At 35.1% G+C, this 14,826-nt stretch carries 10 protein-coding genes and 4 pseudogenes; 9 read left to right on the plus strand and 5 right to left on the minus strand.

Annotation, left to right across the window (positions count from 1 at the left end; translation table 11 throughout):
• Positions 1–279, plus strand: a pseudogene (locus BDW31_RS08680) (IS6-like element IS257 family transposase); the annotation flags it as partial.
• A gap of 59 nt (positions 280–338) precedes the next feature.
• Here BDW31_RS08680 and BDW31_RS08685 read toward each other — a convergent pair.
• Positions 339–479: pseudogene (locus BDW31_RS08685) on the minus strand (mechanosensitive ion channel family protein); the annotation flags it as partial.
• Between the two features lie 180 nt (positions 480–659).
• Positions 660–1,490: a ParB/RepB/Spo0J family partition protein gene (locus tag BDW31_RS08690; protein WP_053024797.1), complete on the minus strand. Its 831-nt coding sequence runs from the start codon at positions 1,488–1,490 to the stop codon at positions 660–662.
• Between the two features lie 809 nt (positions 1,491–2,299).
• Here BDW31_RS08690 and BDW31_RS08695 point away from each other — a divergent pair.
• From BDW31_RS08695 to BDW31_RS08715, 5 genes are all read left to right on the plus strand, one after another.
• Positions 2,300–3,403 carry a PLP-dependent transferase gene (locus tag BDW31_RS08695; RefSeq protein ID WP_053024799.1) on the plus strand — a complete coding sequence of 368 codons (1,104 nt, stop codon included), beginning with the start codon at positions 2,300–2,302 and terminating at the stop codon, positions 3,401–3,403.
• A complete protein-coding gene (gene metC, locus BDW31_RS08700) occupies positions 3,400–4,575 on the plus strand; it encodes a cystathionine beta-lyase MetC (RefSeq protein ID WP_053016882.1) in 1,176 nt (391 codons plus the stop codon). The genes BDW31_RS08695 and metC overlap by 4 nt, the downstream gene beginning before the upstream one ends.
• Positions 4,529–6,367 carry a bifunctional homocysteine S-methyltransferase/methylenetetrahydrofolate reductase gene (locus BDW31_RS08705; protein ID WP_053024802.1) on the plus strand — a complete coding sequence of 613 codons (1,839 nt, stop codon included), beginning with the start codon at positions 4,529–4,531 and terminating at the stop codon, positions 6,365–6,367. The genes metC and BDW31_RS08705 overlap by 47 nt, the downstream gene beginning before the upstream one ends.
• Positions 6,364–8,613, plus strand: a complete 2,250-nt coding sequence (gene metE, locus BDW31_RS08710; RefSeq protein ID WP_053024804.1) for a 5-methyltetrahydropteroyltriglutamate--homocysteine S-methyltransferase — start codon at positions 6,364–6,366, stop codon at positions 8,611–8,613. Before BDW31_RS08705 ends, metE begins: the two co-directional genes overlap by 4 nt.
• Positions 8,614–8,768: 155 nt before the next feature.
• Positions 8,769–9,512 carry a cyclase family protein gene (locus BDW31_RS08715; RefSeq protein WP_053024805.1) on the plus strand — a complete coding sequence of 248 codons (744 nt, stop codon included), beginning with the start codon at positions 8,769–8,771 and terminating at the stop codon, positions 9,510–9,512.
• Between the two features lie 115 nt (positions 9,513–9,627).
• Here BDW31_RS08715 and BDW31_RS08720 read toward each other — a convergent pair whose 3' ends face one another.
• Positions 9,628–10,401 (minus strand): inositol monophosphatase family protein, encoded by a 774-nt coding sequence (locus tag BDW31_RS08720; protein ID WP_037551809.1) that lies wholly within the window; start codon positions 10,399–10,401, stop codon positions 9,628–9,630.
• Between the two features lie 258 nt (positions 10,402–10,659).
• Here BDW31_RS08720 and BDW31_RS08725 point away from each other — a divergent pair, with 258 nt between their 5' ends.
• Complete coding sequence (locus BDW31_RS08725) at positions 10,660–11,124, plus strand: bacillithiol transferase BstA (protein ID WP_053024807.1); 465 nt, start codon at positions 10,660–10,662, stop codon at positions 11,122–11,124.
• A gap of 39 nt (positions 11,125–11,163) precedes the next feature.
• Positions 11,164–11,550 (plus strand): VOC family protein, encoded by a 387-nt coding sequence (locus BDW31_RS08730; protein WP_053024813.1) that lies wholly within the window; start codon positions 11,164–11,166, stop codon positions 11,548–11,550.
• A gap of 64 nt (positions 11,551–11,614) precedes the next feature.
• Here BDW31_RS08730 and BDW31_RS08735 read toward each other — a convergent pair.
• Positions 11,615–12,262 (minus strand): annotated as a pseudogene (locus tag BDW31_RS08735) (GNAT family N-acetyltransferase).
• Positions 12,263–12,445: 183 nt separating this feature from the next.
• On the opposite strand from BDW31_RS08735, the gene BDW31_RS08740 reads away from it, so the two are divergent.
• Positions 12,446–13,993: a BCCT family transporter gene (locus BDW31_RS08740; RefSeq protein WP_110709535.1), complete on the plus strand. Its 1,548-nt coding sequence runs from the start codon at positions 12,446–12,448 to the stop codon at positions 13,991–13,993.
• Between the two features lie 226 nt (positions 13,994–14,219).
• On the opposite strand, the pseudogene lepB reads toward BDW31_RS08740, so the two are convergent.
• Positions 14,220–14,695 (minus strand): annotated as a pseudogene (gene lepB, locus BDW31_RS12880) (signal peptidase I); the annotation flags it as partial.
• Positions 14,696–14,826: the final 131 nt, after the last annotated feature.

A 14,826-nucleotide genomic window follows, 5' to 3' on the forward strand; every position in this document is an offset into this window, starting at 1 on the left:
GATCAGGCACCTTCAACGAAGGTAGCAATGGCTAAAGTAATTAAAGCTTTTAAACTTAAACCTGACTGCCATTGTACATCGAAATATCTGAATAACCTCATTGAGCAAGATCACCGTCATATTAAAGTAAGAAAGATAAGGTATCAAAGTATCAATACAGCAAAGAATACTTTAAAAGGTATTGAATGTATTTACGCTCTATATAAAAAGAACCGCAGGTCTCTTCAGATCTACGGATTTTCGCCATGCCACGAAATTAGCATCATGCTAGCAAGTTAAGCGAACACTGACATGATAAATTAGTGGTTAGCTATATTTTTTACTTTGCAACAGAACCCTTTGTTTAATATTGCTATGACGATAAGTGCAACAATAATATATATGATAATTAATGCTATTTTAATAGCTAAATTTTCATATGTTTCTATTTTAGTTAAAGGTTCAAATAATGAAGACAATACATTTTTGACCTGATTCATGTAATAGTAACCTCCCTATTCAACTTTTTTATAATTAAATTATTATACTCATTTATTGCTCAATATGTATCCGTCTTAAGCTTTATTTTATTACTTATTTCCTTGGCAAAGCCTAAGATGTAACACATCTTAACTCGCTCTTTCATAGAATATCACTCTATCAATACGATTGATTACGTATTATACTTCGTCATTGAGTTTTTGAATGAGTCGTTTAAATTCTTCTTCTGTTTTGAATTCAAATGTTATTTTACCTATATTCTTGCTAGTTGAAATGTCTACTTTAGACCCAAACTTTTCTTTCAGTCGACGTTCTTGCTTTTGAATAAATTTAGGTTTTATTTGCGTTGTTGCTTTGCTTTTTTTAGACTGCCCACCGTCTTGTAATTCATTTACAACCTGTTCAAGATATCTAACACTCCAATTTTCACGTATGGCTTGTTGGCTTATCTTTTTCATCATAGTGACATCTTTAATGCCTAACAACGTGCGTCCATGTGCACTAGATAACGTACCTTCTTTGACTTGGTTTGAAATGTCTTTCGGTAAATTTAGCAATCTTAGCATATTTGCGATATATGGTCGTGATTTGCCTAGTCGTTCCGCTACTTTTTGTTGTGTTAATCCTAAATCATTCATGAGGCGCTGGTAACTTTCAGCTTCTTCAATGGCATTGAGATCTTCTCTTTGTAAATTCTCGATAATTGCTAATTCCATCATGTCAGAATCGGACAATTCTTTAATAATGGCAGGTATCTCGGTTAACCCTGCTAATTGAGATGCTCTAAATCGTCTTTCGCCAACTACTATATAGTAGCCCTGTACAGTTTGACGCAATACAATGGGCTGTAATACACCATGAGTTTGTATTGACGTTGCTAAATCACTCAATCTATCATCGTCAAATGTTTTACGAGGTTGATATGGATTAGCTTTAATTTTAGAAAGATCAATTTTTTGAATTTGTTCATTTTGACTTATCGCCAATCGCTCATCTTGCTTATGACTCACTATTTTCACCTCTCTAAGCCATTATTGATATCGTATTTGAAGCATTATCTAAGAACTAGTCTTTTACAATCACAACAAACTTACTTTTACACTATAAATTCAATGGCGCGCATTTTTTAGTACTTATTTATTTTAAAAAATATAGAATAGGTTTAACAAGTAGATTAGAAAAATGTAATGAAAAAATTAAATTTTTTTATATACAATTATCGCTATGCTATCAATACTTAAAGCGTTTTCTGAATTAACTTTATAATTTTAATTTTCAGAAAAGTTGTTGACAAATGTAATTTAGGTCTGTAAGCTATGAATTAACTTAAAAAAACACAAATTACACACTGTAATAAGGAAAGTAGAACTTACACTGCTAATACAGAGAGTCTCCAAAGCTGAGAAGAGACATTGAAAGAAAGTTTGAAAATGGCCTTTGAGTGTTGATGCCAATACGAGGTGTCAACGGGTTCGCCCGTTATAGCGATACAGTATTAACATTTATTGTTTAATGGCGTACTGGAATTCTAGACGTCGCTAATCATCGTTAATACTCATTTACTTATAATCAAGTTAAATGAGTTTTTTAATGTATCCCTTTCATTCGACTAAAGCGTTACATAACGATTAAATTAGCGTCCACTATCTCAGTACACTTTTATTCATAAAATGGCGTACTGTTTGAGGTTACTTTAGCAATAAAGTAATAAATAAAGGTGGTACCGCGAAACAGGCTTTCGTCCTTTACATCCGATGCATATCGGGTTTAAAGGACGGAAGCTTTTTTATTGGACAAAAAAATGAATGGAGGATTTGACATGAAAGATACTCAATTAGCACAAATATCATTAACTAAAGATATTACTGGCGCAATAGCCAATCCTATCTATTTGTCTACTGCATATCAGCATCCTCACCTTGGTCAGTCAACAGGCTATGATTATACAAGAACAAAGAATCCAACACGTTCTGCATTTGAAGAATCCTTTGCGAAATTAGAAGGAGGCATTGCTTCATTTGCCACTTCAAGTGGCATGGCTGCAGTACAACTCATATGTAACTTGTTTCAACCAGGTGATGAAATATTAGTCGCTTTCGACTTATATGGTGGTACATTTAGATTATTTGACTTTTATGAAAAACAATATGGTATCAAATTTAAATATGTTGATTTCCTAAATTATGAAGAAGTTGTTAACGCTATTACGACCAATACAAAAGCACTTTTCATAGAACCTATTTCGAATCCACAAATGATCGAAATTGACGTTGAACCTTATTACATCTTAAGTCAACAGCATGATCTATTAACAATTATCGACAACACATTTTTAACACCTTATTTATCCACGCCTTTAGAAGACGGTGCAGACATTGTACTCCATTCAGCAACTAAATATATTGGCGGTCACAATGATGTATTGGCTGGGGTTGTATCTGTTAAAGATGAATCATTAGCTGAGCAACTTGGGCAATTGCATAACATGATTGGAGCAACATTGTCTCCTATCGATAGTTATTTATTACAACGTGGCTTAAAAACATTACATTTACGTATTGAACGGTCAGAGGCAAACGCTAAGAAGTTAGCCGAGCGATGTAAAGTTTCTAATGCTATAGATGAAGTGCTATACAGTGGTAAAACGGGCATGCTGAGTTTACGTCTAAATAAAGACTTTAGCGTTGCTAATTTTTTGGAAAATTTAGAAATCTGTATCTTTGCAGAAAGTCTAGGTGGAACAGAAACATTCATTACTTTCCCATACACACAAACGCATGTCGATATGCCGGATGAAGAAAAAGATAAACGTGGCATAGATGAACACCTTATACGCTTATCCATTGGTATTGAAGATTATAACGACATTGAGTCAGATATTTTACGAGCATTGGAGAATTCTAAAGTAGGAGTGATTTCATGAGCTTATCAAAAGAAACCGAAGTTATTTTTGATGAACACAGAGGTGTAGATTACGACTCGGCTAACCCACCACTTTATGACTCTTCAACATTTCATCAAAAAGTGCTTGGTGGCAATGCAAAATTTGATTATGCCAGAAGTGGCAATCCAAACCGCCAACTTCTTGAAGAGAAATTAGCAAAACTTGAAGGAGGACAATATGCATTTGCGTACGCCTCAGGTATCGCAGCAATTTCAGCGGTATTACTAACATTAAAAGCAAATGATCACGTCATTCTTCCTGATGATGTATACGGTGGCACATTCAGACTTACAGAACAAATTTTAAATCGCTTTGATATTCAATTTACGACTGTTAATGCTACACAACCTGAAGAAATTGAGCGTGCAATTCAGCCGAATACCAAACTCATCTACGTAGAAACACCATCCAATCCTTGTTTCAAAATTACAGATATACGTGCAGTAGCAGCGATTGCTAAACGTCATCACTTACTTTTAGCAGTAGATAACACATTTATGACACCGTTGGGTCAATCACCACTTGCACTTGGCGCTGATATTGTGGTTCATTCAGCTACTAAATTTTTAGGTGGCCACAGCGATATTATCGCAGGCGCTGCCATTACAAATCGTAAAGACGTCGCTGATGCATTATATCTTTTACAGAATGGTACGGGCACTGCATTGTCAGCACATGATAGTTGGACATTAGCCAAACACTTAAAAACATTACCTGTGCGGTTTAAACAATCAACATCAAATGCGGAGAAACTTGTAGCATTTTTAAAAGAAAGAGAAGAAATTGCCGAAGTATATTATCCAGGAAACAGTTCATTACACTTATCACAGGCAAATAGCGGTGGTGCCGTGATTGGATTTCGATTAAAAGATGAAACGAAAGCACAAGACTTTGTAGATGCTTTAACTTTACCCCTAGTTTCAGTAAGTCTTGGGGGTGTAGAAACGATATTATCTCATCCAGCCACAATGTCACATGCTGCTGTTCCTGAAGATGTTCGAAATGAACGTGGCATTACCTTTGGCTTATTCCGATTAAGCGTAGGTCTAGAACAACCTCAAGAATTAATTGCTGACCTCAACTACGCATTAAAGGAGGCTTTCAATGAGTCGATTATTGAATCAATTACAGAACAACGTTTTAGTAGCTGACGGTGCAATGGGAACAATTCTCTATTCAGAGGGTTTAGATACATGTCCAGAAGCTTATAACTTAACACATCCAGAAAAAGTAGAGTCTATACATCGTTCTTATATAGAGGCCGGTGCCGATATTATCCAGACCAACACGTATGGTGCTAACTTTGAAAAGCTAAGACGCTTTGGCTTGGAACATAAAGTAAAGGACATTCATAAGGCAGCGGTAGCCATCGCAAAACGTGCCGCACGACCTGATACTTTCATACTTGGCACAGTAGGTGGTTTCAGAAGTTTACAGCAAGAGGATTTGCCTTTGTCCACCATTCAGTATCACGCAGAAAATCAAATCGATACACTCGTTGAAGAAGGTGTTGATGGGTTATTGTTCGAAACTTACTACGACTTAGAAGAACTGACAAATATTGTTACAACAACACGTCGAAAGTACGATATCCCTATCATCGCGCAATTGACCGCTTCAAATACGAATTACTTAGTCGATGGCACTGAAATCAATAAAGCTTTACAGCAACTAGTTGCCTGTGGCGCCAATGTTGTTGGATTAAATTGCCATCACGGTCCACACCATATGCAACGCTCATTTTCACATATTGAGTTACCAGAAACGGCTTACTTATCATGCTATCCAAACGCAAGTTTACTGGATATTGAGAATAGCGAATTTAAGTATAGCGATAACGCACAATATTTCGGAGATGTCGCACAAGAACTTATTAATGAGGGTGTGAGATTAATTGGAGGATGTTGTGGCACAACACCACAACACATTGCGTATATCAAATCATCTGTAAAAGATTTAAAGCCTGTTAAAAATAAAAACGTCATTCCGATTAATCGTCAGACAAATCGAGCAGTCACACATACGTATAAACATAATTTAACAACAAAAGTTAAAAACGGACCAACAGTTATTGTCGAACTTGATACACCTAAACATTTAGATACAGATCTCTTCTTTGAGAATATTGGCAAACTTGACGAAGCGAACATTGATGCTGTTACCCTCGCTGACAATTCACTTGCTACTGTTCGTGTTAGCAATATCGCTGCAGCGAGCATCATACGCCAACGTTATAACATTGAACCCCTCGTGCATATTACATGTCGAGATCGTAATTTGATTGGCTTGCAATCACACTTACTTGGCTTATCGCTTATTGGCGTTAATGAAATTTTAGCGATTACAGGTGACCCTTCAAAAGTAGGCCACCTACCCGGTGCCACGAATGTCTACGACGTAAATTCAAAAGGATTAACCGAATTAGCATTAAGATTCAATCAAGGTATTAATACTGATGGTGATGCGTTGAAGAAACATACAAACTTCAACATCGCTGGTGCATTTGACCCTAATGTACGCAAACTTGACGGTGCAGTAAAACGCCTTGAGAAAAAAGTAGCTGCCGGTATGAATTACTTCATTACACAACCTGTGTATAGCAAAGAAAAAATTAAAGAAGTATATGAGGCGACGAAACACCTTAATGTCCCTCTATTTATAGGTATCATGCCTATCGCAAGCTATAACAATGCACTTTTCCTACATAACGAAGTGCCTGGTATTAAAATGTCTGAAGACGTATTAAGCCAATTTAAAGCAGTAAAAGATGATAAAGAAAAAACAAAAGCATTAAGTTTGAGACTTTCTAAAGAATTGATTGATACAGTGCATGAGTATTTCAATGGTTTATACATTATCACACCATTCCAACGTGTCGATTATTCATTAGAACTCGCAGCATATTCCAAAGCAATTACCCAAAACAAGGAGGCAATATCATGACAACAATTACAACTTCAAATTTAGGATTCCCAAGATTAGGTAGAAAAAGAGAATGGAAAAAAGCCATCGAGAGCTATTGGGCTAAAAAAATCGATAAAGCAGAATTAGATCAAAAGTTAAGTGACCTACATAGAGAAAATTTACTATTACAAAAAAATTATAATTTAGACAGTGTACCTGTTGGTGACTTCTCATTGTATGATCATATTCTCGATACATCATTATTATTCAACATCATCCCTGAACGTTTCCAAGGTCGCGAAGTTAACGATGATTTATTATTCGATATTGCACGCGGTAATAAAGAACATGTCGCGAGTGCACTCATTAAATGGTTCAACACGAATTACCACTATATTGTTCCTGAATGGGATAATGTTGAACCTAAAGTGAACCACAACATTTTATTAGATCGCTTTAACTATGCGAAATCTCTTAACGTTAACGCTCACCCTGTGATTGTAGGTCCTATTACGTTTGTAAAATTATCTAAAGGTGGACATCAATCTTTCGAAGAGAAAGTTCAAACACTATTACCTTTATATAAAGAAGTGCTTCAATCATTAATTGACGCTGGTGCAACTTATATCCAAGTTGATGAACCAGTATTAGTTACTGATGAAAGCGAAGCTTATGAAGCTATTACTAGAGAAGCTTATGACTACTTTGATAAAGCAGGTTTAGCTGACAAATTAGTCATTCAAACTTACTTCGAACGTGCCAATGTTAAATTCTTAAGTTCATTACCAGTTGGTGGTTTAGGATTAGACTTTGTACACGACAACGGTTATAACTTAAAACAAATTGAATCAGGTGACTTCGATTCATCTAAAACATTATATGCAGGTATTATTGATGGCCGTAACGTGTGGGCTGCAGATATCGAAGCTAAGAAAAAATTAATCGAAACGTTACAAGGACAAGCAAAACATATCGTTATCCAACCTTCATCATCTTTATTACACGTTCCAGTATCATTAGATGATGAAACTTTAGAGCAATCTATCGAAGAAGGTTTAAGTTTCGCCACTGAAAAGTTAGACGAATTAGACGCGCTACGTCGACTATTCAATCAGAATGACAGCGCAAAATATGACGAATTGAAAGCACGTTATGAACGTTTCCAAAGTCAATCATTCAAAAATCTAGAATACGACTTCGATAGTGTACCGACAAGCCGTAAGTCACCTTTCCCTGAGCGTAAAAAAGCACAAGACGCACGCTTACACTTACCTGACTTACCAACAACTACAATCGGTTCATTCCCTCAAACACAAGAAGTACGTAAATATCGTGCCGATTGGAAAAACAAACGTATCTCAGATGAAGCCTATAATAACTTCTTAGAAAGTGAAATTGCACGTTGGATTAAAATCCAAGAAGATATCGGTTTAGATGTATTAGTGCACGGTGAATTCGAACGTAATGATATGGTTGAATTCTTTGGAGAAAAACTTCAAGGTTTCTTAGTAACAAAATTTGGATGGGTACAATCATATGGTTCACGCGCAGTTAAACCACCGGTAATTTACGGAGATGTAAAATGGACTGAACCACTAACAGTCAAAGAAACTGTATATGCGCAAAGTTTAACTGACAAACCAGTGAAAGGTATGCTTACTGGCCCTGTAACTATCTTAAATTGGTCATTCGAACGCGTAGATGTACCACGTAAAGTCGTTCAAGACCAAATCGCTTTAGCCATTGACGAAGAAGTATTAGCGCTAGAAGAAGCGGGTATAAAAGTAATCCAGGTAGATGAACCAGCTTTACGTGAAGGTTTACCATTACGTTCTGAATACCATGAACAATATCTTGCAGATGCAGTAAATTCATTCAAATTAGCAACATCTTCAGTACAAGATGAAACGCAAATTCATACGCATATGTGTTATTCTCAATTTGGTCAAATCATCCATGCTATCCATGAATTAGATGCTGATGTTATCTCAATTGAAACATCACGTAGCCATGGTGATTTAATCAAAGATTTTGAAGATATTAACTACGATTTAGGTATTGGCTTAGGTGTTTATGATATTCATAGTCCACGTATCCCTACAGAAGATGAAATCGCTACAGCGATTGATCGTTCTTTACAACAAATTGATCGTTCACTATTCTGGGTTAACCCAGACTGCGGCTTAAAAACACGTAAAGAAGATGAAGTAAAAGACGCTCTTACTGTACTTGTAAATACAGTTCGTAAAAAACGTGAATCAAATAATCAAAATAAACCCGCGTAGGGAGGGAGCAGGACAGAAATCACTTGTGATTTCATAGTACTGCCCCAGCACAGCTGACTAGAACTGAAGCGAGCTTTTCCTAAAACGATGAGTCAGTTCAGTCAGCCACTGCCAAAATCAACATAGAATAACAATTACAATTGGAGGTGTTGAACATGCCAAACTATCCATTATGGAATCAACTAAATCAACTGAAAGAAGCTGAATGGGTTGATTTAACACATACCTTTGACCCTGAAATACCTCGATTTAGTGAATTTGAAAAAGGTGAAGTTTCCACTCTTTTCACAGTCAAAGAGCACGGCTTTTACGTGCAACGTTGGAATATCGTCACTCAATATGGTACACACATAGATGCACCTATTCACTTTGTAGAGAATAAACGTTACTTAGAAGAGCTAGACTTGAAAGAGTTAGTATTGCCCCTTATCGTCTTAGACTTTTCAAAAGAAGCTGCAGAAAATGCTGATTTTATCGTCACACGTGACCATTTAGAGCAATGGGAAGCTAAAAACGGACGTATTGAAGAAGGCACGTTTGTAGCATTACGTACTGACTGGTCGAAACGTTGGCCAGATATTGAACAATTTGAAAATAAAGATTCTGATGGTAATCAACATTTACCGGGTTGGGGCTTAGATGCCTTGAAGTTCTTAGTCGAAGAACGTGGCGTAAAATCAATTGGCCACGAAACATTCGACACAGATGCGTCGGTAGATACCGTTAAAAATGGTGACATCGTTGGAGAACGTTACATTCTTGGACAAGATACGTTCCAGCTTGAATTGTTAACGAATTTAGACCAATTGCCAACGCGTGGTGCGGTCATTTATGCCATTAGTCCGAAACCGAAAGACGCACCTGGGTTCCCAGTACGTGCATTTGCGATTAAACCTTAAATAATGACACTTGAAGGCTTGATAACGAGCGATCAAAGCCAAACCTTTCCTAATATTATATAAAATCCTGTCACATCACCCATTACATTCTAGTATCGGGATGTGGCAGGATATTTTATTGATACGTTTTTATAATATTAATGATGTCTTCGTGAATATCCGGATGCGCGATAATCGCACCTTTAACATGATTTAAATCGATAGAGTTGCCTTGAATATCTGTTACAACTAACCCCAACTCTTTCGCATATAATATTTGTGCACTCATATCCCATAGGTTTGCTCCCATATCAATACTTGCACCGAAATCACCAGTGATTGTACGCAATGCACCAATGCCACCAGCGCCAATAAATCGAAAACCATGCGCATGTGAAATCAACGCTTTGAGTAATTCAGAACTCGCACGTTTCGGATCAATAGAAATCAAAGCATCGTTGAGATGATGATACTTGTCTACATGAAGTGGCACGCCATTAATCGTCACACCTTGACCTTGAACAGCTTTATATAATTTCTGTTGATAAAATTCATATGTATAGGCTAGTAAAGGCTCGCCATCGTAGAATAAACTTACAATTAAACAATAATCCTTACCTTGCTTAACAAGATTGGTTGTTCCATCAATAGGATCTATCGCCCAAGCATAACCACGATACATATCTACTTCACTGTTACTTTTTTCCTCACCCATAATCTGGTGTTCTGGATAATTTGCTTTAATAAGTTGAGTGAAATCCGCTTGAACTTCTTTGTCAATATTCGTCACTAAATCTAAGTCATGCTTTTTAGTTTCAACAGCGACATCTTGTAACATCACATCTACTTTTTTAGCAATATGCACTATCCATGTTTCAATACGATGGTCAATATCTTGAATGACATACACGCCCTTCTCACCTCTTACTTTCAGTTTAATAATTGCTTTTTTAATTTTAAAAAATTATCCTTTTTCAACTATACCTAAGATTCGTTAACCTATTAAGTTCTTGTATGAAGTTTATATGTTTTTTCTAATAAAATATCTATTAAATACTCTGCCATTTAGTCATTTTCTTTAATAACACTATCTTACCACTAGATTAACAAGAATGTTTAACGGGTAAACATTCAGTAGTTAATTTTTAAAGAATGTGGGGGAGATTAAATGAGTGATAAAACAGTTTATGATGTTATTGATACAGGTGTGAATTATCTATTATCAGTTTATGATAATTGGAATGTTGAGAAAGTATTAGATAAAGAGAATGATGTTTTTCCAAATACTTTACATTGGCAATTTGGACATGTTTTAACTATCTTCGATTCTGCCTTATCAATGGGTGCTCAAAATGCCGTTGATATTGAAACGTATACTAAATTATTTGGTTATGGTTCTAGTCCTGCAAACTGGGAGGAACAAGACATACCATCAATTGAATCGATTAAAGAGGACTTAAAAACAATTCCAGATCGTGCTCGTCAACTTACTGATGAACAACTATCACAAGAACTTGAACAACCGATTGCTGGCTGCAAAACACTTAACGAATTATTAGCGTTAAATGCCATTCACGTCCCATTACATGCAGGCAAAATTGAAGAAATGGCTCGTGTGCTTAAACAGGCCTAGTAATCCAAGCCTCATAATAAATACTTTGAGGGGATAAATATGAATATTATTGCGAATAGTATCTTTGTAGATAATCAAGAAGAAGCTTTACAATTTTATACAGACATTTTAGGTTTTGAAAAGAAAATAGATGAACCTGTAGGCGAAGGATTTAGATGGCTTACTTTAGTATCTCCGAATCAACCAGATGGTGCTCAATTGATCTTAGAACCAAATGGCAACCCTATTGCAAGTGATTATCAACAACGTCTATTCGAAGCCAACATACCTATTACGATGTTCGGCGTAGAAAATGTACAACAAACCTATGATGCATTAACGCAAAAAGGTGTTCACTTTACCGTTGAACCGACTACAATGGGTAGTGCTAAAATGGCCATTTTCAACGATACTTGCGGTAATTTAATTCAAATAGTAGAACAATAAAGAATGAAACGCTTAACATAGTTTATTACTACAAACTGTTAAGCGTTTTTTTATAACCTTCTACTTACCACTCTTCTTTAACATCCCCATATTCTTCTCTTAATAGACTATACACATAACTATCTGAGAACGCTCCACGTAGACGTTCACTATCTCTCAACACGCCCTCTTGCGTAAAACCAAGTCGCTCAGGTATGGCCCTGCTTTTCGGATTGCGCGTCGACATTTGAATTTCCACACGATTTACATCAAATTCTTTGTACACATAGCGAATCAACGCCTTTGTGCATGCTGTCATAATCCCTTTTTTCTGAAAGTGCTCTGCCAAATAGTAACCGATAGACGTTCGTTTGTTAACAAGATCTAAATAATGCAAGCCGATGACTCCTACAAGTTCCTTGTCATACCATATGCCGCAATGAAATCCATCTCCGCATCAGTGCGGTTTCTAAATACCATACTTCAATCCATATCCGCATCAGTGCGTTTTTTTAAATACAACTCCTCATTTCTTATTCGCGTGTAAACTGTTGCAATAGTGAATAGATAAAATTTTTACTATCTTTAACCTTCTTTATTTATTCAACAAAAGGTAGAAATTCTGATAGATACTTACAATTACTATTTATTAATTTAAATAGTTATTCTGCTTCACTTCTCGTTCTTCAAATATTTTTAATTTCAAGAGTTCATTAATTTGATATCCAAGTATAATTAGAATCTCCTATATTTTTTAAAACATGAAAGAAATTATAATCAAAGCAACATATTACACAATTCAAAGGTATAAACTTATTACATGTTTGTAAAATTTCAAACTTATTCATTATTCTTTTAACTATATATGTTAAACTTTTATACATCTATTTTATTAAATTCGAAAGGAGTTAAATACATGGAAAACAAATCTAAACAGTTTTCAAATGTGTTTATTTTTGCTTCAGTTACTGTAGGGTTACTGGTAATTATTGGAGCCATCTTCCCTAATCAATTTGGTTCAATTTCAGGAGCAATCGGAAGTTTTATTACGGAAACATTCGGTTGGTACTATATGTTACTTATTAGTATTATTCTGATATTTTGTATCACTCTTATTTTTCATCCAATTGGAAAGCTTAAATTAGGAAAACCTGATGATAAACCAGAATTTAATACTATTTCATGGCTAACAATGCTATTTAGTGCAGGTATGGGTATTGGACTTGTATTCTATGGATCTTCTGAGCCCATTTCACATTATCTATCTCCACCAACAGCGAGTAAAGAAACAGAAGCTGCTCTAGCTGAAGCTATGCGTTCAAGTTTCTTACATTATGGACTACATCCTTGGGCAGTTTACGGTATTGTTGCTTTGGCCCTTGCATATACACAGTTTAGAAAAAATGACTTAGGACTCATTTCTCGTACATTACGTCCTATTTTCGGAAATAAAGTAGAAGGTCCATTAGGTACTGTTATAGATGTTCTAGCTGTTTTTGCTACTATTATCGGAGTGGCAGTGTCACTTGGTGTTGGCGCCATGCAAATTAACGGTGGTTTAAATTATTTATTTGGAGTGCCAAACAATAAACTTATTCAAGGCATTATTATTCTTATTGTTACAGTTTTATTCTTAATTAGTGCTTGGAGTGGCTTAAGCAAAGGTATTCAGTATTTAAGTAATTTAAATATGCTTTTAGCTGCAATGTTACTTATTATTATTCTAATTGTAGGTCCTACAATTTTAATTATGAATATGTTTACATCCTCAATTGGTGAATATTTGAATACACTTATTTTTAATAGCTTTGATGTTGCTCCACTTAATTCACAAAAACATGAATGGTTACAGTCATGGACGATTTATTATTGGGGCTGGTGGATGAGTTGGTCACCATTTGTAGGTATTTTCATTGCACGTATTTCAAAAGGTCGTTCAATTCGTGAATTCGTTATAGCAGTATTAGGTGTTCCTACAATTATTAGTATGCTATGGTTTACAGCCTTTGGTATTACTGGTATTGAAATTGGGAAGCAATCTAAACACATCTTTAGTATGCCACCTGAAACACAATTATTTGGTATTTTCAATGAAATGTCTATGGGTACAATTTTGTCATTTATCGCTATTATCTTAGTAGGCTCGTTCTTTATTACATCCGCAGACTCAGCTACATTTGTATTAGGTATGCAAACATCATTTGGACGTTTAAATCCATCCGGTTTTGTTAAGATTGTTTGGGGAGTCATGTTATCAGCGATTGCCTACGTACTTTTACTATCTGGTGGATCGACAGGTCTAGATGCTCTGCAATCAGCTGCTATTATTTCAGCATTACCATTTAGTTTTGTTGTTATTTTAATGATGATTTCATTTTTCAAAGATGCAAATCAAGAAAGAAAATTCTTAGGTTTAACCTTACAACCTGATCATCAATGTAAAAAGAACTATATTAAAAAATAACACAAACCAACAATCTAAAATTAAATAGGACAAAACCTGAGACATTATTAAATGTCTCAGGTTTTATATATTGATGGTAGTCGATGATTAAATTGAGAATGCATTTGTCGCAAGCTTTTTTCAACTTTAGTCCTCTTTTTTGGGGACGACAAATTCAAAATGAATTCTATCTTACTTTTTTGATTTGTATGGTATATATACATAAACAATACGATAAAATAAGTGATCACAACGAATTAGATACGTTCGTTGTGATCACATATTTTTCAAATGTTCCTGGATTAAAAATTAGTTTCCATTCGTTAAATGGCCAATATCTCCAAACTACTTTATCTACAATTTTTTATCAACAAGACCAACCACATCAAATTGGCTATCTATACTATTTTGTCTGTTATCTCCTAACACAAAGTACTTCTCTTTAGGAATTTTATATTTCCCATTTGAGCCTTTGATTTAACTCGATTTAAGTGAAGTTGTTAAGTATTGGTCTTGTTTATGTTTTTTTATTATAATCTAAATATAAATAAGGTTCAGATGCTTTTTTACTATTAATGTATAATTGATCGCCTTTATATTCTCCATTATCTCTCACACGTTTTCTAAATCACGCTTTGAATCTTCATGAAATATAACAACATCACCATTATAAATATGATTCATAGATTTAGAAATTTTATTTACAATTACTTTATTGCGATTTTAGAACGTTGAAGACATTGACGACTCTCCACTCTTCCATTCTTATCCACATTACTGTGCTTTCTCACATATCATACAATAATTTTAATTAATTCTATTTTATAAGTTAGATCTTTAACGTAAAATTTTTA

The organism is Staphylococcus sp. AtHG25 (assembly GCF_003217445.1).
GTDB lineage: Bacteria > Bacillota > Bacilli > Staphylococcales > Staphylococcaceae > Staphylococcus > Staphylococcus haemolyticus.

Coding starts and splice junctions, on each gene's coding strand:
- BDW31_RS08695 (WP_053024799.1), top strand. CDS start 2,300: ATGAAAGATACTCAATTAGCACAAATATCATTAACTAAAGATATTACT.
- BDW31_RS08740 (WP_110709535.1), top strand. CDS start 12,446: ATGGAAAACAAATCTAAACAGTTTTCAAATGTGTTTATTTTTGCTTCA.
- BDW31_RS08705 (WP_053024802.1), top strand. CDS start 4,529: ATGAGTCGATTATTGAATCAATTACAGAACAACGTTTTAGTAGCTGAC.
- BDW31_RS08725 (WP_053024807.1), top strand. CDS start 10,660: ATGAGTGATAAAACAGTTTATGATGTTATTGATACAGGTGTGAATTAT.
- BDW31_RS08715 (WP_053024805.1), top strand. CDS start 8,769: ATGCCAAACTATCCATTATGGAATCAACTAAATCAACTGAAAGAAGCT.
- metC (WP_053016882.1), top strand. CDS start 3,400: ATGAGCTTATCAAAAGAAACCGAAGTTATTTTTGATGAACACAGAGGT.
- BDW31_RS08730 (WP_053024813.1), top strand. CDS start 11,164: ATGAATATTATTGCGAATAGTATCTTTGTAGATAATCAAGAAGAAGCT.
- metE (WP_053024804.1), top strand. CDS start 6,364: ATGACAACAATTACAACTTCAAATTTAGGATTCCCAAGATTAGGTAGA.